The organism is Streptomyces sp. 63XJN7_1_ISO-PGPR-S23-121 (assembly GCF_056173025.1).
This window is the reverse complement of sequence record NZ_CM149653.1, coordinates 6,894,896-6,911,595: the sequence shown is the minus strand read 5'-3', so window position 1 is coordinate 6,911,595 and position 16,700 is coordinate 6,894,896. Positions and strand designations below refer to the sequence as shown.

The 16,700-nt window shown below is 71.5% G+C and carries 16 protein-coding genes, 1 tRNA gene, 1 pseudogene and 1 riboswitch; of the genes and pseudogenes, 13 read left to right on the top strand and 5 right to left on the bottom strand.

Annotated elements, in window-relative coordinates:
• Positions 1-17: 17 nt before the first annotated feature.
• The 3 genes from rph to rdgB all read left to right on the top strand — a co-directional run bounded on the left by rph (position 18) and on the right by rdgB (position 1,971).
• Positions 18-755, top strand: coding sequence for a ribonuclease PH (gene rph, locus AC0VYN_RS30980; RefSeq protein ID WP_451688169.1), 738 nt, complete (start codon positions 18-20; stop codon positions 753-755).
• Positions 756-907: 152 nt separating this feature from the next.
• A complete protein-coding gene (locus tag AC0VYN_RS30975; protein WP_475533637.1) occupies positions 908-1,315 on the top strand; it encodes a hypothetical protein in 408 nt (135 codons plus the stop codon).
• Positions 1,316-1,368: 53 nt separating this feature from the next.
• Positions 1,369-1,971 (top strand): RdgB/HAM1 family non-canonical purine NTP pyrophosphatase, encoded by a 603-nt coding sequence (gene rdgB, locus AC0VYN_RS30970; protein ID WP_475533636.1) that lies wholly within the window; start codon positions 1,369-1,371, stop codon positions 1,969-1,971.
• A gap of 52 nt (positions 1,972-2,023) precedes the next feature.
• On the opposite strand, the gene AC0VYN_RS30965 is transcribed toward rdgB, so the two are convergent.
• The 3 genes from AC0VYN_RS30965 to bcp all read right to left on the bottom strand — a co-directional run bounded on the left by AC0VYN_RS30965 (position 2,024) and on the right by bcp (position 3,854).
• A tRNA-Leu gene (locus AC0VYN_RS30965) sits at positions 2,024-2,096 on the bottom strand.
• A gap of 518 nt (positions 2,097-2,614) precedes the next feature.
• Positions 2,615-3,259, bottom strand: coding sequence for an HNH endonuclease (locus tag AC0VYN_RS30960; protein WP_475533635.1), 645 nt, complete (start codon positions 3,257-3,259; stop codon positions 2,615-2,617).
• Between the two features lie 127 nt (positions 3,260-3,386).
• Entirely contained in the window at positions 3,387-3,854 is a 468-nt protein-coding gene (gene bcp, locus AC0VYN_RS30955) for a thioredoxin-dependent thiol peroxidase (protein WP_385461368.1), read from the bottom strand.
• Positions 3,855-3,947: 93 nt separating this feature from the next.
• Here bcp and AC0VYN_RS30950 point away from each other — a divergent pair, with 93 nt between their 5' ends.
• The 3 genes from AC0VYN_RS30950 to sugE all read left to right on the top strand — a co-directional run bounded on the left by AC0VYN_RS30950 (position 3,948) and on the right by sugE (position 5,146).
• Positions 3,948-4,277, top strand: a complete 330-nt coding sequence (locus AC0VYN_RS30950) for a DUF3618 domain-containing protein (protein WP_386919962.1) — start codon at positions 3,948-3,950, stop codon at positions 4,275-4,277.
• A 78-nt stretch (positions 4,278-4,355) separates the two neighbouring features.
• A complete protein-coding gene (locus tag AC0VYN_RS30945; protein WP_202437592.1) occupies positions 4,356-4,658 on the top strand; it encodes a GroES family chaperonin in 303 nt (100 codons plus the stop codon).
• A gap of 69 nt (positions 4,659-4,727) precedes the next feature.
• Positions 4,728-4,794, top strand: a riboswitch (guanidine-III (ykkC-III) riboswitch).
• Between the two features lie 31 nt (positions 4,795-4,825).
• Entirely contained in the window at positions 4,826-5,146 is a 321-nt protein-coding gene (sugE, locus tag AC0VYN_RS30940; RefSeq protein ID WP_385461362.1) for a quaternary ammonium compound efflux SMR transporter SugE, read from the top strand.
• Between the two features lie 13 nt (positions 5,147-5,159).
• On the opposite strand, the gene AC0VYN_RS30935 is transcribed toward sugE, so the two are convergent.
• Positions 5,160-7,523, bottom strand: coding sequence for a transglycosylase domain-containing protein (locus AC0VYN_RS30935; RefSeq protein WP_475533634.1), 2,364 nt, complete (start codon positions 7,521-7,523; stop codon positions 5,160-5,162).
• Positions 7,524-7,754: 231 nt separating this feature from the next.
• Here AC0VYN_RS30935 and AC0VYN_RS30930 point away from each other — a divergent pair, with 231 nt between their 5' ends.
• The 4 genes and pseudogenes from AC0VYN_RS30930 to AC0VYN_RS30915 all read left to right on the top strand — a co-directional run bounded on the left by AC0VYN_RS30930 (position 7,755) and on the right by AC0VYN_RS30915 (position 11,222).
• The gene (locus AC0VYN_RS30930; RefSeq protein WP_385461356.1) at positions 7,755-8,561 is read left to right on the top strand and encodes an ABC transporter permease; all 807 of its coding nucleotides are present in this window, start codon (positions 7,755-7,757) and stop codon (positions 8,559-8,561) included.
• A 73-nt stretch (positions 8,562-8,634) separates the two neighbouring features.
• Positions 8,635-9,398: pseudogene (locus AC0VYN_RS30925) on the top strand (ABC transporter permease).
• 6 nt (positions 9,399-9,404) lie between these two features.
• On the top strand, positions 9,405-10,400 hold the full coding sequence (locus AC0VYN_RS30920) for an ABC transporter ATP-binding protein (RefSeq protein WP_475533633.1): 996 nt from the start codon (positions 9,405-9,407) through the stop codon (positions 10,398-10,400).
• Between the two features lie 33 nt (positions 10,401-10,433).
• Positions 10,434-11,222 carry a DUF1707 SHOCT-like domain-containing protein gene (locus tag AC0VYN_RS30915; RefSeq protein ID WP_475533632.1) on the top strand — a complete coding sequence of 263 codons (789 nt, stop codon included), beginning with the start codon at positions 10,434-10,436 and terminating at the stop codon, positions 11,220-11,222.
• Between the two features lie 160 nt (positions 11,223-11,382).
• Here the strand turns inward: AC0VYN_RS30915 and AC0VYN_RS30910 are convergent, their stop codons facing one another.
• Positions 11,383-12,750 (bottom strand): SGNH/GDSL hydrolase family protein, encoded by a 1,368-nt coding sequence (locus AC0VYN_RS30910; RefSeq protein WP_475533631.1) that lies wholly within the window; start codon positions 12,748-12,750, stop codon positions 11,383-11,385.
• Positions 12,751-12,984: 234 nt separating this feature from the next.
• Between AC0VYN_RS30910 and AC0VYN_RS30905 the strand changes: the two genes are divergently transcribed.
• The 3 genes from AC0VYN_RS30905 (at position 12,985) to AC0VYN_RS30895 (ending at position 16,369) form a co-directional block, all read left to right on the top strand.
• Entirely contained in the window at positions 12,985-14,322 is a 1,338-nt protein-coding gene (locus AC0VYN_RS30905; RefSeq protein WP_475533630.1) for a DUF445 domain-containing protein, read from the top strand.
• A 129-nt stretch (positions 14,323-14,451) separates the two neighbouring features.
• Complete coding sequence (locus AC0VYN_RS30900) at positions 14,452-15,966, top strand: MFS transporter (RefSeq protein ID WP_475533629.1); 1,515 nt, start codon at positions 14,452-14,454, stop codon at positions 15,964-15,966.
• Between the two features lie 43 nt (positions 15,967-16,009).
• Positions 16,010-16,369, top strand: coding sequence for a VOC family protein (locus AC0VYN_RS30895; protein ID WP_475533628.1), 360 nt, complete (start codon positions 16,010-16,012; stop codon positions 16,367-16,369).
• The last annotated feature ends 331 nt before the right edge of the window (positions 16,370-16,700 follow it).

Sequence of the window (16,700 nt, the reverse complement as noted above, 5' to 3'; positions counted from 1 at the left end):
CCGCTAGGCTCACCCGCATGTCACGAATCGACGGCCGCACCCCCCAACAGCTCCGCCCCGTCACCATCGAGCGCGGCTGGAGCAAGCACGCCGAAGGCTCCGTCCTCGTCTCCTTCGGCGACACCAAGGTCCTGTGCACCGCCTCCGTCACCGAAGGCGTCCCCCGCTGGCGCAAGGGCAGCGGAGAAGGCTGGGTGACCGCCGAGTACGCCATGCTGCCCCGCGCCACCAACACCCGCGGCGACCGCGAGTCCGTCAAGGGCCGCATCGGCGGCCGCACCCACGAGATCAGCCGCCTCATCGGCCGCTCCCTGCGCGCCGTCATCGACTACAAGGCGCTCGGCGAGAACACCATCGTCCTCGACTGCGACGTCCTCCAGGCCGACGGCGGCACCCGCACGGCCGCCATCACCGGCGCCTACGTCGCGCTGGCCGACGCCGTCGGCTGGGCCCAGGGCAAGAAGCTGATCAAGGCGGGCCGCAAGCCCCTCACCGGCACCGTCTCCGCCGTCTCCGTCGGCATCGTCGGCGGCACCCCGCTCCTCGACCTCCGCTACGAGGAGGACGTCCGCGCCGACACCGACATGAACGTCGTCTGCACCGGCGACGGCCGCTTCGTCGAGGTCCAGGGCACCGCCGAGGCCGAGCCCTTCGCCCGCGACGAACTCAACGCCCTCCTCGACCTCGCCACCGCCGGCTGCGCGGAACTGGCCGAGCTGCAGCGCAAGGCACTCGCCACCACCCTCGAACGGTAAAGAGGACGCCAAGAAAACAACGCCCCGGCGCGCAACTCGACCGCCCGCCATCGCGTCTTCGGCAGTACGGGCGTACGGCCACACCGCCGTACGCCCCGCGCCGCACCGCACACGGGCCGACCGGCCCTGTCCCAAGGGGAGGACCGAGACCCATGGCCGCGACCCGACGCAGCCGCCGTCGCCGCACCGCCTACGCCGCCGCAGCCCTGACGGCCGCCGCCCTGACCGTGGGCCTGACCACCGGCTGCGACGCCGTCGGCAAGGCACTCGACTGCGTCCAGACCGCCGACGCCATCGCCGACAGCGTCACCTCGCTCCAACAGGCCGTGGAGAACGCGTCCGACGACCCGACGCGCCTCGAGGAGTCCCTCGACTCCATAGACAAGGACCTCGACCGGATCGGCGACCGCACCGACAACGCCGACGTCAACAAGGCCGTCGACGACCTCGGCACGGCCGTGGACAACATCCGCACGTCCGTCCGCAACGGCGACAACACCCCCGACATCAGCCCCGTCACCGACGAGGCCGGCGAACTGACGAAGGTGTGCACGCCCTAGCGACGGCCGCCGCGCGGAAAGGGCCCCGGGGAGCGTCCGGGATACTGGGCCCCATGACCCGCCTGATCCTCGCCACCCGCAACGCCGGAAAGATCACCGAACTCAGGGCCATCCTCGCCGACGCGGGCCTGCCCCACGACCTCGTCGGCGCGGACGCCTACCCGGAGATCCCCGACGTCAAGGAGACCGGCCTCACCTTCGCCGAGAACGCCCTCCTCAAGGCCCACGCCCTCGCCCGGGCCACCGGCCTCCCCGCCGTCGCCGACGACTCCGGCCTCTGCGTCGACGTCCTGAACGGCGCCCCCGGCATCTTCTCCGCCCGCTGGGCGGGACGCCACGGGGACGACAAGGCGAACCTGGACCTCCTCCTCGCCCAGATCGGCGACATCGCCGACGGGCACCGGGGCGCGCACTTCGCGTGCGCGGCGGCCCTGGCACTGCCCGACGGCACGGAGCGCGTGGTCGAGGGACAGCTCCGCGGCACCCTCCGCCACGCCCCGGCGGGCACGGGCGGCTTCGGCTACGACCCGATCCTCCAGCCGGACGGCGAGACCCGCACCTGCGCGGAACTGACGGCCGCGGAGAAGAACGCGATCAGCCACCGAGGCAAGGCCTTCCGAGCGCTGGTCCCGGTGGTGCGGGAGCTGCTTGGCTGAAGGCACAGAAAAAGTCCCCGGACCAAGAACGAGGTACGGGGACTTCTCGTAGTGCGCCCGGTCGGATTCGAACCGACAAACACAACCACCTAAAGATTGCCGCTCAGCCATTGGCGTACGGGCGCCCGAGCAGCCCCACTCTACTGGGGAAGACCCGGGCGCCGCTGCCCACCTCTGCACCAGGTGTCTGTCGATGCGTGGCAGTTGGGACAGAGCCACCGCAGATTTTCCCGTCGGTCGTCGCTCCAGTCACCGTTGACGTGATCGATCTCCAGCGTCATCGGCTTCCCCAGCCACCCGGGGCCGCTGCCACATTCTGCGCATTTCTCCGGCACTCCCAGGTCGCGGAGTGCCCGACGCAGCAGAGCAGTCCTTGTACGGTGTTTGCCCTCGTGCTTGACCAGGATGTCCTCGGGCTGCCTGAGCGGGGTCACGCCTGGCCTGCCGCGTTGGTGGGCCTGTCCCAGGAAGTGCGCTGTTGACAGGCCCTCCTCGGTGATCCACCGACGCAGCAGGGCGCGCTGCGTGCCGTTGTCCGGTCGCTCCAGTCGACGCAAGGCCTCGGCAATCGAGACCGAGCCGCTAACCGCCGCGTGGAGTGCTGCGGAGGTGGGTCGGGTGCGGGCATACCGCATGTAGTCGCTCATGCGCCGGTACGCCCTTTACCGCGCCCTCGGTAACTGTCCGTCGTGGAATGGCAGTTGGGGCAAAGCAGGCGGAGGTTCTCGATGCGGTTGTCCCGCCAGTTGCCGTCGACATGGTCGACTTCCAGGGGGAGCGGCCGCCCCCGCCAGACACCCCCGGTACCGCAGAGCGCGCACCGCTCCGGTACGCCGATCTGTGTCATGGCCCACTTGATCCGGTCGCTCGGGATACGCCTGGCCTGCCCGGGCACCTGCTCGACGAGCAGGCCTTCCGGCGTTCGGGGGCGCCACGACTTGCCCTTCCGGGTCGGCACCTGAAAGTGGGCGATGTCGATGCCGTACGCCTTGACCCGCCGACTGATGTGCGTGTGGTGTCCGCCGACCACTTCCAGCCCGAGATGCCGCAGAACCTCGCACATGTTCGTCGAGGCCGACACGGCTTCCTGGAGGACCTCCCTGGTCCACTTCACGCCCTCGCGCTGGAAGTGCGACACGTCCACCCCGAGCCTCTTCATCCGGCCCAGTACGTATCGCCGTGTCGAACTCTTCGGATCCACCCCCAACCACACCAACGCCTCGGACAGCGTCCGAGCCCCTCGAGCCGCCTCCTCCAGCCGTTCCCGGCTGTATGCGCTGGCCCCCATAGCCCCTCCGTTCTCGGCCGCGCGTTCGCGGCCTCGTACGGAGTAACGAACCGTTTATCGGACCGTCACGCACGGCATGCGGAAGGGCCCGCACCGGAAAAGGTCGGTACGGGCCCCGCAGGGGACCTCAGATGCCCAGGTCCTTGATGATCTTGGCCACGTGGCCCGTGGCGCGGACGTTGTACAGGGCGCGTTCGACGTTGCCCGCCTCGTCCACGACGATCGTGGAGCGGATGACGCCCATGTAGGTCTTGCCGTAGTTCTTCTTCTCGCCGAAGGCGCCGTACGCGTCGAGGACCTTCTTGTCCGGGTCGGCGAGGAGGGTGACCCGCAGGGACTCGGTGTCGCGGAACTTGGCGAGCTTCTCCGGCTTGTCGGGGGAGATGCCGAGCACGTCGTAGCCGGCGGCGGCCAGCAGCTCCAGGTTGTCCGTGAAGTCGCACGCCTGCTTCGTGCAGCCGGGGGTAAGCGCGGCAGGGTAGAAGTAGACGATGACCTTGCGGCCCTTGTGGTCGGCCAGGGACACCTCGTTGCCGTCGGCGTCCGGGAGGGTGAAGGCGGGGGCCGGGTCCCCCGGCTGGAGTCGCTCGCTCATCGATCCAGGGTATCGGGGGGTCCTGACAGTGCGGCTCGGGCAGGAGCTGACAGACTGTCCGGAACAGCGTCAGCAGACTTCGGAGGCCGTACGGTGGCGGACACGTCGGACATCAGAACCCCGGCGCAGATCGAGGCGGACATCAGGCGCCGCCGCGAGGTGCTGGCCGAGACGCTCGACGAGATCGGGGTGCGGGTGCACCCGAAGACGATCATGGGCGATGCGAAGGCCAAGGTCGCTTCCAGCGTCGATCACACACTCGGACGGGCGTACGTCCAGGTCAACAAGGTGGTCAGCGATGTGAAGTCGCAGTTCGTGGACGAGGAGGGCTCGCCGCGCATGGAGCGGGTGGTGCCCGTGGCCCTCGTCGTGGTCGGCGTCGTGGGGCTCCTCGCCCTCGGCACCCGGCGGCGCAGGGACTGAGGCCGGGCAGGTAGGTTTCAGGGCGTGAGCGCCAAGAGAAACGGGCACGGTTCCCCGGACGACAAGCTGCCCATCCGGATGCTGCACGACCGGGTACTCGTGCGGCAGGACACCAGTGAGGGCGAGCGCCGTTCCGGGGGCGGCATCCTGATCCCCGCGACGGCGGCCGTCGGCAAGCGACTTGCCTGGGCCGAGGTCGTCGCGGTGGGGCAGAACGTGCGCACGGTGGAGCCCGGCGACCGGGTGCTGTACGACCCGGAGGACCGTGCGGAGGTCGAGGTGCGGGGCACCGCGTACGTGCTCATGCGCGAGCGCGACCTGCACGCCGTGGCCGCGGACCGGTTCGAGGGGTCGGAGGACTCCACCGGGCTGTACCTGTAGCGCGGCGGCCGTATCCGCCGAGCGGCGGCGAAGGGGCTGGTGACCAGTGTCACCAGCCCCTTCGTGCTGTCTTTGCTACCTTGGACGCATCCCGACGAGACGCGCCGTACCGGGTCGAAGGAAAAGACGACGCACCCCGTTCAGTTCGCTCCACGGAGGTGCCTGTCATGGCGTGGGTCCTGCTTGTCGTCGCCGGTCTGCTCGAGGTCGGCTGGTCGGTCGGGATGAAGTACACCGACGGTTTCACCCGGCTCGTGCCGAGTCTGCTCACCGGCGCCGGGATCGTGACCAGCATGGTGCTGCTGTCGTACGCGGCCCGGACGCTTCCCATCGGTACCGCCTACGGCGTGTGGGTGGGGATAGGCGCTGCCGGGGCGGCGGTGCTCGGCATGGTGGTGCTGGGGGAGCCGGCGACCGCCGCCCGGATCTTCTTCATCTGTCTGCTGCTGGTCGCCGTGGTGGGTCTGAAGGCGACCTCGGGTCACTGACCCGGCGCGGGGGTCACTGGCCCCGCGGGGTGGCGGGCATGCCGCCGACGAGTCCGCCGGGGTCCGGTTCCCCGCCGCCCGCCCCGCCGGGATCGCCCTCGCCGGTGCCGCCGTCGCCGTTGTCCCCGTCCCCGCCGCCGGTGGGTCCGGGCTCGGTGGTGGGGCCGCCGGTGGTGGGCCCGCCGGTCGAGGAGTCGCCGTCGCCGCCCGTGTCGCCCGGTTCGGTGCTGGTGCCGCCGTTGTGGCCGGGGGTCGCGGTGCCGGTCTCCGGGGCGTCGGTGCCGTCCTCGTCGCCCGTGCCGCCGTCGGACTCGTCGCCCGTGCCGGTGTCGTCGGAGGCCTCGGCGGAGGGGGGTGCGGTGACGTCGGCGCCCGCCTGGAGCTGGAGGTCGAAGTCGGTGACCGGCTTGCCCTTCAGGGCGTCGCGGGTGTACTGGCCCCAGATCTCGGCGGGTGCCCCGCCGCCGTTGATGCGGTCGAGGCCCATGACGCCGTAGAGGGACTTGTGGGCGGCCGTGACGGGGTCCTGGCCCATGACGGCGACGACGGTGGCGAGTTCGGGGGTGTACCCGGCGAACCAGGCGGCGGTGTCCTCCTCCGCGGTGCCGGTCTTGCCGGCGGCGGGGCGGCCCGCGGCCTGGGCCGCGGTCGCGGTGCCGTTCTGGACGACGCTGCGCAGCACGGAGGTGGTGGTGTCGGCGGCCTCGCGGCTGACGGCCTGGCTCTCGCGCCGCTCGGGCAGCTGCACCGCGTGCTTGCCGTCCTTCATGACCTTCTCGACCAGGGTGTACGTGCTGTGCCGGCCGTGGTTGGCGAGGGTGGCGTAGGCCTGGGCCATGTCGAGGGGGCTGGCCTGGGCGACGCCGAGGGCGATGGAGGGGCCGGCGTCGCCGAGGCTGGGCGTCTTGGGGGACAGGCCGAGGTCGATCGCGGTCTGCCGGACCTCGTCGGCGCCGACGTCGACGGCCATCTGCGCGTACACGGCGTTGACGGACTTGTCGGTGGCCTCGCGCACGGTGATGTTGCCGTAGTCGCGGTGGTCCTCGTTCTCGGGGGCGTAGCGGGCGCCGCTCCAGCCCTCGACGGGTCGTTCGCTGGTGCCGTCGTAGGTCGTGTTCGGGTTGATCATGCGGCCGTCCTGGGTGTCGGAGTGGTTCTCGACGGCCGCGGTGAAGACGAAGGGCTTGAAGGTGGAGCCGACCTGGAAGTCGCGACGGGTGGCGTTGGGGGTGTACTGCTTGACGTAGTCGATGCCGTTGTACATCGCGACGACCTTGCCGGTCCGCGGGTCGACGGAGGCGCCGCCGGCGCGGACGTAGGAGTCGACCTTGCGGTCCTTGTCCAGCTCGGACATCAGCTTGTCGTCGACGGCCTCGACGAAGGCGTCCTGCTTGTCCTTCTGGAGGGTCGTGGTGATCCGGTAGCCGCCGCGGTCGAGGTCCTCCTCGTCGACGATGCCGTTCTTGATCAGGTAGTCCTTGACGATGGTGACGACGTAGCCGCGCTGTCCGGACATGCTGGTGGAGACGGTGGTCTTCCTGGGCGCGGGAAACGTCAGCCCGACGCGGTCGGCCTGGGTGAGCCACTTCATCTTGACCATGCCGTCCAGCACGTAGTTCCAGCGTGCCTCGGCGGCGGCCTTGTTCTCCGGGTGGGCGACGACGTCGTACTCGCTGGGGGCGTTGAGCAGGGACGCGAGGTAGGCGCCCTGGGCGGCGGTGAGCTTGGCGGCGTCGACGCCGTAGTAGGCCTGGGCTGCGGCCTGGATGCCGTAGGCGCCGCGGCCGAAGAAGCTGGTGTTGAGGTAGCCCTCGAGGATCTCGTCCTTGCTCTTCTGCCGGTCGAGCTTGATCGAGATGAAGAACTCCTTCACCTTGCGGGTGACGGTCTGCTCCTGTGCCAGGTAGTAGTTCTTGACGTACTGCTGGGTGATCGTGGAGCCGGACTGCTTGCCCTTGCCGGTGGCGGTGTTCCAGCCGGCCCGGATCATCGCCTGGGGGTCGATGGCGGACTCGGTGTAGAAGTCGCGGTCCTCGGCGGCGAGGACGGCGTGCTGGGCGTCCTTGGAGATCCGCGAGAGGGCGACGCTCTCCCGGTTGATCTCGCCGTCGCGGGCGAGGACGCTGCCGTCGGCGTACAGGTAGACGTTGCTCTGCTGGGTGGCGAGGGTGTTGGCCGACGACGGGATCTGCACCAGCTGGTAGCCGAGGAAGAAGCCGCCGATCACCAGCAGGACGCCGACGACGAAGGCGCCCAGCGTCATGCGCCAGGTGGGGATCAGCCGGCGCCATCCGGTCCGCTTGGGCCTCTTCGGCTTCTTCGCCTTCGCCGTTCCCGGTTCCGAGCCCTGGTCAGGCTGCTGCGGCTCGTCGCTCATCTCGTGCACGGACTCCTGTTTCGCGTCGTACGGTCTCGTACGGCCTTGTACGCTTCTGCGTCCTCTGTTGAAGACTCTCGCACCGGGCGTTCCGTTCCCGTTCCGCGGCACACCCGTGAAACTGGGTGCCGTCGTCCCGGTTTCCTAACCCCCTGCCCGGTAATTCCGTGGCGTGCCCCGTCGCCGTCGTACTAGGCTCCTGCGCTTTGCCGCCGGGCGGAGGTGAGGGCTGTGGGCGTGGGTTCGGGGCGGTTGTACGCGGCCGTCGCGGTGGGAGGATTCCGACGGTACGCGACGTATCGGGCGGCCACCGCCGCCGGGGTGTTCACCAACACGGTCTTCGGGCTGGTCCTCGTGTACACCTACTTGGCCCTGTGGGACGAGAAACCGCAGCTCGGGGGCTACGACCAGGCGCAGGCGGTGACGTTCGTGTGGCTGGGGCAGGCGCTGCTGGCGGCGCTGGCGATCGGTGGCGGCGGGGTCGAGACCGAGTTGATGGAGCGCATCCGTACGGGTGACATCGCCGTCGATCTGTACCGGCCGGCCGATCTCCAGCTGTGGTGGCTGGCGGCGGATGCCGGGCGCGCGCTGTTCCAGTTGCTGGGGCGCGGGGTGGTGCCGTTCGTCTTCGGGGCGCTGTTCTTCCCGGTGGCGCTGCCGCGGGAGGCGTCCAGGTGGCTGGCGTTCCTGGTGGCGGTGGGGCTCGCCATGGTGGTGGGGTTCGCGCTGCGCTACCTGGTGGCGCTGTCGGCGTTCTGGCTGATGGACGGCACCGGGGTGGCACAGATGGCGTGGATCGCGGGGCTGTTCTGCTCGGGGATGCTGCTGCCGCTGAACGTGTTCCCGGGGGCGCTCGGCGAGGTCGTCCGGGTGCTCCCGTGGTCGTCCCTGCTCCAGGCGCCGGCCGATGTGCTGCTGGGGGAGGCGGACCCCCTGGGGACCTTCGCGTTCCAGGCGGGGTGGGCGGTGGCGCTGCTGGCGGTGGGGCGGCTGGTGCAGTCGGCGGCGACGCGGCGGGTGGTGGTGCAGGGTGGCTGAGACGGCCGGGACGCGGGTGGCCGGGGGCGGCCGGGTCGCCGCGGGGGTGCGGGCCTACGGGCTGATCGCGGGCATGTGGATCCGGTCGACGATGGCGTACCGGGTGTCCTTCGCGCTGGCGGTGTTCGCGAACTTCGCGGTGACCCTGCTGGACTTCGTGGCGGTCCTGCTGATGTTCTCCCGGGTCGACGCGCTGGGCGGTTACGCGCTGCCCGAGGTGGCGTTCCTCTACGGGCTGTCCGGGGTCTCCTTCGGGCTGGCCGATCTGGCGGTCGGTTCGATGGAGCGGCTGGGGCGGCGGGTGCGGGACGGCACGCTGGACACGCTGCTGGTGCGTCCGGTGCCGGTGCTGGCGCAGGTGGCCGCGGACCGGTTCGCGCTGCGCCGGCTGGGCCGGGTGACGCAGGGCGCGCTGGTGCTGGGCTACGCGCTGGTGGTGCTGGACATCGACTGGTCGGCGGCGAAGCTGCTGCTGATGCCGGTGATGCTGCTCGGCGGGGCGGGGATCTTCTGCGCGGTGTTCGTGGCGGCGGCGGCCTTCCAGTTCGTGGCGCAGGACGCCTCGGAGGTGTCCAACGCCTTCACGTACGGCGGTACGACGATGCTCCAGTACCCGCCGACGGTGTTCGCGCAGGAGCTGGTGCGGGGGTGACGTTCGTGGTGCCGCTGGCCTTCGTCAACTGGCTGCCGGCGAGCTATGTGCTGGAGCGGCCGTACCCGGTGGGGCTGCCCGGATGGGTGGCGTTCACGACGCCGCTGGTGGCCGTGGCCTGCTGCGCGGTGGCGGGTCTGGCGTGGCGGGCGGGGCTTCGTTCGTACCGGAGTACAGGGAGTTAGCGGGAGATGGACATCACCGGCGGCACCGGGGGACCGGGTGCGGGCTTCATCGAGCTGGAGGGCGTCGAGAAGGTCTTCGACGTGCGCAGGAGGACGGGGTTCCTGAAGCGGGAGCGGCGGCAGGTGCGGGCGGTGGACGGGCTGTCGTTCACCGTGGCGCGGGGCGAGATGGTCGGCTACATCGGCCCGAACGGGGCCGGGAAGTCGACGACGATCAAGATGCTCACCGGCATCCTGACGCCGAGCGGCGGGCGGCTGCGGGTGGCCGGCATCGACCCGTCGCGGGAGCGGACGCGGCTGGCGCACCGCATCGGGGTGGTGTTCGGGCAGCGGACGACGCTGTGGTGGGACCTGCCGCTGATCGACTCCTACCGGCTGGTGCACCGCATGTACCGGATCCCGGACGCGCGTTACCGGGCGAACCTGGAGCGCTGCGTGGAGCTCCTGCGGCTCGGGTCCCTGCTGGACGTGCCGGTGCGGCAGCTGTCGCTGGGCCAGCGGATGCGCGGCGACGTCGCGGCGGCGCTGCTGCACGATCCGGACGTGCTGTACCTGGACGAGCCGACGATCGGGCTGGACGTCGTGTCGAAGGCCCAGGTGCGCGGCTTCCTGCGGGAGTTGAACGCGGAGCGCGGCACGACGGTGCTGCTGACCACGCACGATCTCCAGGACATCGAGCAGCTGTGCTCGCGGGTGATGGTCATCGACCACGGGCGGCTGATGTACGACGGTCCGCTCGCCGGGCTGCACGAGGCGGGGGAGAGCGAGCGGACCCTGGTGGTGGACCTGGAGCGGGAGTTGCCGCCGGTCGAGGTGCCGGCCCCGGCGCGGGTGGTGCGGGTGGAGGGGCCGCGGCAGTGGCTGGCGTTTCCCGCGTCGGCGTCGGCCGCGGGGCTGGTGGCGGACATCGCGGCCCGGTATCCGCTGGTGGACCTCTCGGTGCGGGAGCCCGACATCGAAGCGGTGATCGCCAAGATGTACGCGGAACGGGCGAGCGCGTAGTGCCCGGCGGGGTGAGCTCGTAGGCTGCTGTACATGACCGACGACGCCCCGGACCTCCGGGCATCCGACGCCGACCGTGAACGAGTCGCCGAGATCCTGCGGGACGCCCTCGCCGAAGGCCGCCTGGACATGGCCGAGTTCGAGGAGCGGCTGGACGCCACCTACCGTGCGCGGACGTACGGGGACCTGGCACCGATCACTCGGGACCTGCCGGCCGGGCAGGGCGCCGCGGCGTCGGTGCCGCGGGTGTCGATGACCAAGGAGCCCGCGGAGAGCGGGGGCTGGGCGGGGCGGATCACCGGCGGCGAGGGGTCGTCGTCGTGGGCGGTCGCCGTGCTGTCCGGGTTCGAGCGCAAGGGGCGCTGGACGGTGCCGAAGCGGTTCAACGGCTTCGCGTTCTGCGGCGGCGGTGAGCTCGACCTGCGGGAGGCGAACTTCGCGGACGGCGAGGTCGTGATCAACTGCGTCGCGGTCATGGGCGGCCTGAACGTGATCGTGCCGCCGGGTGTCGAGGTGGTCGTGCGCGGCATCGGGATCATGGGCGGGTTCGACCACCGCGAGGAGGGCGTCCCCGCGGAGCCGGGTGCCCCGCGCGTGGTGGTCACCGGCTTCGCCTTCTGGGGCGGGGTCGGCGTCGAGCGCAAGGTGACGCGGGCGGAGCGGGTGCGGCTGAAGGAGGAGCGCCGGCAGGAGAAGCTGGACCGCAGGGCGGCGCGGCGGGAGCTGCACTCCTCGTTCCGGGAGGACGTGGAGGAGGCCCATCGCACGATGCTGGACGGGCACCGGGATCTGATGCGGGAGCGGCGCCGGCGCGAGGACTGACCGCGTGACCGGGTGCCGCCGCGGGTGGGTCGCGCGGCCCGGCGCGGGCGGGGTGCCGCCGCGCCCACCCGTGCCGCCCCAGCGGCACGACTGCCCGCGGCTGGGGCGGGTGAGGCCAGCACGACTGCCCGCGGCTGAGGCGGGTGGGGCGGCGGTGGTGTTACAGGGTTGCCGGGGTTCTCGGGTTCAGGTCGGTCAGGTCGAGGGCCGCGGCCATGCGGGCGTAGCCGCGGTCGCTGGGGTGGAGGTGGTCGCCGCAGTCGTACTCCGCGCTCAGCCGCCGCGGGTCGTACGGGTCGCGCAGCGCCGCGTCGAAGTCGACGACCTCGTCGAACACCCGCCCCTCGCGGATCTCCTCGTTGATCTCCCGCCGCATGGTCTCGCGGGCGGCGGTGTAGCCGCTGTGCCCGCCGAACGGCATCACGGTCGCGCCGACGACCTTGAGCCCGTGGGCGTGGGCCATGTCGACGAGCGTGCGCAGGCCCGCGAGGACCGAGTCCCGGTCGGCGAGCTCCGGGCTGTGCAGGATGTCGTTGACCCCGATGGCGACGACGACCACCCGGGCGTTGGTGCGGCCCAGCACGTCCCGGGGGAACCGGGACAGCGTGCTGGGGTTGGCGGGGGGCGTGCCCGGGCCGCTGGTGAGCAGCCGGTTGCTGGTGATGCCCTGGTTGACGACGCTGTAGCGGGGCACGTTGCGCCCGGCGCCGGCCGCCGTGCGCAGGCGCTCGGCGAGGAAGTCGGTCCAGCGGTGGTTGGCGTCCATGGTGGAGAGGTAGCCGTCGGTGATCGAGTCCCCGAGGGCCACGACGGTGCCCACGGCGTCGTGGCTCAGCACGTCCAGCGCCGTCACGTACCGCCAGTACGAGGTCCGGCCCGTGTAGGCGTCGGCGGTGACGTCCTCGGCGCGGTCGCCGTCGGCGACGTAGCTGGTCTGCCGTGCCTGCGGGTGGTAGGTGACCGGGCCGGACGGCACCGGGGAGTAGGTGGTGATCAGTACGTCGCTGCCGTGGGGGACGGCGATGCGGGCGACGTCGCTCATCACCTGGCCGCCCGCGGGGACGACCACCCGGGGGCTGCCGCCGAAGGTGAGCCGGCGCATGCTGCCCTCGGCCGCGGCGGCGGTGCCGTCGTCGGCGGCCAGCGCGATGGACGCGTGGGTGACGGTCAGCGGCGAGTGGCCGTACAGGTTCGACAGGGTGATCCGGGCGCCGTTGCCGCCGATGCCGGCGTGCACGACGTTGCGCACCGACCGGCCCGCCATGCCCCGCGCCGCGGTGCCCGGTTCCGGGCCGACGGGCGAGGTGGACCAGGCGCCGACCCAGGTGCCCGTGGAGGCGGGCGCGGCGTCGTTGTGCGGGGCCCGGCCGCCGGCGACCGGGGTGCGGTCGCGGGTGCCGTCGTCGGAGGCCACCGTGGCGTATATGGCTGCCGAGATCGCCACCACCAGGGCGACGATCGCGGCCAGCAGGGCACGCTGCTTGCTGGGAGGAGGCGCCCCCACGCCTCCGTCATGACCCTGGGTCATGCTGTGTCGTTCTCCTCGGGCGAGGGGAGCTCCGAGGCTCCGGTCCGATGAGCCCATGATGCGGCATGGGCCCGGAGAAGGCCTCGTGACCCCCGTGCTTTCCCCTTCCCCGTCAGACGCCGGGAACGTGTGTTCCGTTCCGGGAGTCGTACGGGAAGGGACAGTGTGTGCGGGACGGATCGGCGAACGGTGGAGCGGATGGCACGCACGAAGGCAGAACGTCCGGAGGGTTCCATGGGTAGCGGGCAGGACACCGGGACGGCCTACAGCCAGTCCTCCGCCCGGTCCGGTCCCGTCCGCGACCGGGCGATGACGGCGTTCAGCCCGGCCGACGAGGAGAAGCGGCGCGGCGTGCGCCGCATGAAGCTCACCGCCGCCGGCCTGCTGCTGTTCGTGGCCGTGGTCTACGTGCTGGCCGAGTGGGCCTCCCACCGGGGCGCGGGCGCCTGGGCGGGCTACGTCTCGGCCGCCGCCGAGGCGGGCATGGTCGGCGCGCTCGCCGACTGGTTCGCGGTCACCGCCCTCTTCCGCCACCCCCTCGGGCTGCCCATCCCGCACACCGCGATCATCCCCCGGAAGAAGGACCAGCTGGGCGTCTCGCTGGGCGAGTTCGTCGGCGAGAACTTCCTCTCCGAGGACGTCGTGCGCGGGCGGCTGCGCGCCGTCGGCATCGGCAGCCGGCTCGGCGCCTGGCTGGCGGTGCCCGAGCACGCCGACCGGGTGGCGGCCGAGCTGTCCGCCGCCCTGCGCGGCGCCCTGACCGTGCTGCGGGACTCCGACGTGCAGGCGGTGGTCGGCGAGGCCATCACCCGGCGGGCCGACGCGCAGGAGATCGCCCCGGGCATCGGCAAGCTGCTGGGCCGGGTCGTCGCCGACGGCGGGCACCGGCGGGCCGTGGACCTGGTCGTCTCCCGCGCCCACGACTGGCTGGTGCTGCACGGCGACTCGGTGATGGACGCCGTGCAGGGCGGGGCGCCCGGCTGGACGCCCCGGTTCGTGGACAAGAAGGTCGGCGAGCGCGTCTACAAGGAGCTGCTGCGCTTCGTCACCGAGATGCGCGACATGCCCGCCCACCCGGCGCGCGGCGCCCTCGACCGCTTCCTCACCGACTTCGCCTCCGACCTCCGGTCCGACACCGCGACCCGGGCGCGCGTGGAGCGGCTGAAGACGGAGGTGCTGGGCCGCGGCGAGGTCCAGGACCTGATCGCGTCCGCCTGGACCGCCGTACGATCCATGATCGTCTCGGCGGCGGAGGACGAGCGCAGCGAGCTGCGGCTGCGGGTGCGGGCGTCGCTGCTGTCGCTGGGGGCCCGGATGGCCTCCGACCCGAAGGTGCAGGGCAAGGTCGACGGGTGGGTCGAGGGCGCCGCGGTGTACGTCGTGACCACCTACCGGCGGGAGATCACGTCGCTGATCACCGACACGGTGGCGGGCTGGGACGCGGAGCACACCACGAAGAAGATCGAGGCCAACATCGGCCGGGACCTCCAGTTCATCCGGATCAACGGCACGGTGGTCGGCTCGCTGGCCGGACTGCTGATCTACACGGTCTCCCGCGTCCTGGGCGCGTAGCCCCCGAGCGGCCGCGCTTGCCCGCCGCGGTTGGGGGCACACGGGTTCCGATCGCCCGCTCCGACGGCGCCGCACGGCACCGCGGGACCGGGCGAATCGCAGCCCACGGTCCTCGGCGGAGAGGGAGTCATGTCAGCGGAATCGTCGTCGCCGGGCTCCGGTCGCGCCTCCGGGGGGACCGTCACCACCGCGGTCCCCGCCCGGCTGGACCGGCTGCCCTGGTCCCGGTGGCACTGGATGATCGTGATCGGCCTCGGCACCGTCTGGATCCTGGACGGCCTCGAGGTCACGATCGTCGGCAACGTGGCCGGCCGGATCGCCGAGGACGGCAGCGGGCTGGACATCAGCTCCGCCCAGATCACCGGCCTGGCCGCCGCCCTCTACGTGGCCGGTGCCTGTGCGGGCGCCCTGTTCTTCGGCTGGCTGACCGACCGGCACGGCCGCAAGAAGCTGTTCATGCTGACGCTGGTCGTGTACCTGCTGGCGACCGCGCTGACGGCGGTGTCGTTCGAGTCCTGGTGGTTCTTCCTGTTCCGGTTCCTGACCGGTTTCGGCATCGGCGGCGAGTACGCGGCCATCAACTCGGCGATCGACGAGCTGATCCCCTCCAAGTTCCGGGGCCGGGTCGACCTGATCATCAACGGCAGCTACTGGCTGGGCGCGATCGGCGGTTCCCTGCTGTCCATCGTCATGCTGGACACCGACATCTTCCCCAAGGACCTCGGCTGGCGGCTCAGCTTCGCCCTCGGTGTGGTCCTCGGCCTGGTCATCCTGCTGGTGCGCCGGCACGTCCCGGAGAGTCCGCGCTGGCAGTTCATCCACGGCTACGGCGACGAGGCCGAGCGGCTCGTCTCGTCCGTGGAACGCGAGATCGAGCAGGAGAAGGGCGAGCCGCTGCCGCCGCCGGCCGGTGAGATCACCATCCACCAGCGCAAGGGCATCGGCTTCGGCCTGATCGCCAGGACCGTCTTCGGCACGTACCCGCGGCGCGCGATCCTCGGCCTGTCGCTCTTCATCGGCCAGGCGTTCCTCTACAACGCCATCACCTTCGGCTTCGGCACCATCCTCATCACCTTCTTCGACGTGCCGACCGGCCACACCGGCTACTACTTCGCCGTCATCGCCGCGGGCAACTTCCTCGGCCCGCTGCTGCTCGGCAAGCTGTTCGACACGGTCGGCCGCCGGATCATGATCTCGGGCACGTACCTGCTGTCGGGTGTGCTGCTGTTCGTCACGGCGTGGCTCTTCGACCGCGGCTCGCTGACGGCCAACACCATGACGGCCTGCTGGTGCGTGGTGCTGTTCTTCGCCTCCGCGGGCGCCTCCAGCGCGTATCTGACCGTCTCCGAGATCTTCCCCATGGAGACCCGGGCGATGGCCATCGCCTTCTTCTACGCCCTCGGCACCGCCGCCGGCGGCATCAGCGGCCCGCTGCTCTTCGCCGACCTCACGGAGTCCGGCGTGGTCGGCGACACGGTGCTCGCCTTCCAGATCGGCGCCGGACTGATGTGCGCGGCCGGCCTGGTGGCGGCGTTCCTCGCGGTGAAGGCGGAACGCCGCTCCCTGGAGGACATCGCGGAGCCGCTGTCGGCCGCGGGGGCGGGAACGAAGGACACGCCGGAAACGGGGACGGCGACGGCGTAGAGTCCGGGCACCGCCTCCGACCCGACCGACCGCGAGGAGCCCCATGACCGTCCGCAGGATCGTCCCCAACATCCGGGCCGGGTCCCCGGACGAACTGGCCGCCGGCCGTGACTTCTACGGCCTGCTGGGCTTCGAGGAGGTCATGGACATGGGCTGGGTGACGACCCTGGCCTCACCGTCCAGTCCCGCCGCCCAGATCAGCTTCTTCACCGAGGAGCGCACCGCGCCCGTCGTCCCCGACTTCAGCGTGGAGGTCGAGGACGTCGACGCGGTCCACGCCCGGCTCGTCGCGTCGGGCGCGGAGATCGTGCGGGAGCTGCGGGATGAGGAGTGGGGCGTGCGGCGCTTCTTCGTGCGCGACCCGAGCGGGCGCGTGGTGAACGTGCTGACGCACCGCTCCTAGGCGCCCGAGCCGTCTCGGCCGACAGGGGCACTTCGGGCGGAGCGGACGAGGCGGCCGCCTGCGGCGAGTCGCTTTCCGCCGAGGTGCCCATGCGCCACGTCGCCGGAGCGCGTGGCGCAGGGCGATGCTCGCCGTCCACCTCAAGGGACGCGACCAGCAGACGGTCGCTGTCCGGGTGGCGCCACACCGCGCAGAACATCGGCGGAGTCCGCAAGGGGCGCCGCTCCGGTTGCGATGGCGGTGGCAGGCGGCGGGGCGGAAATCGTGAAAGAAGAGGATGGCCGTTCGGTCCGGGCGACCGCGGGTGATGACCTCTTCATACCCGCCTCGG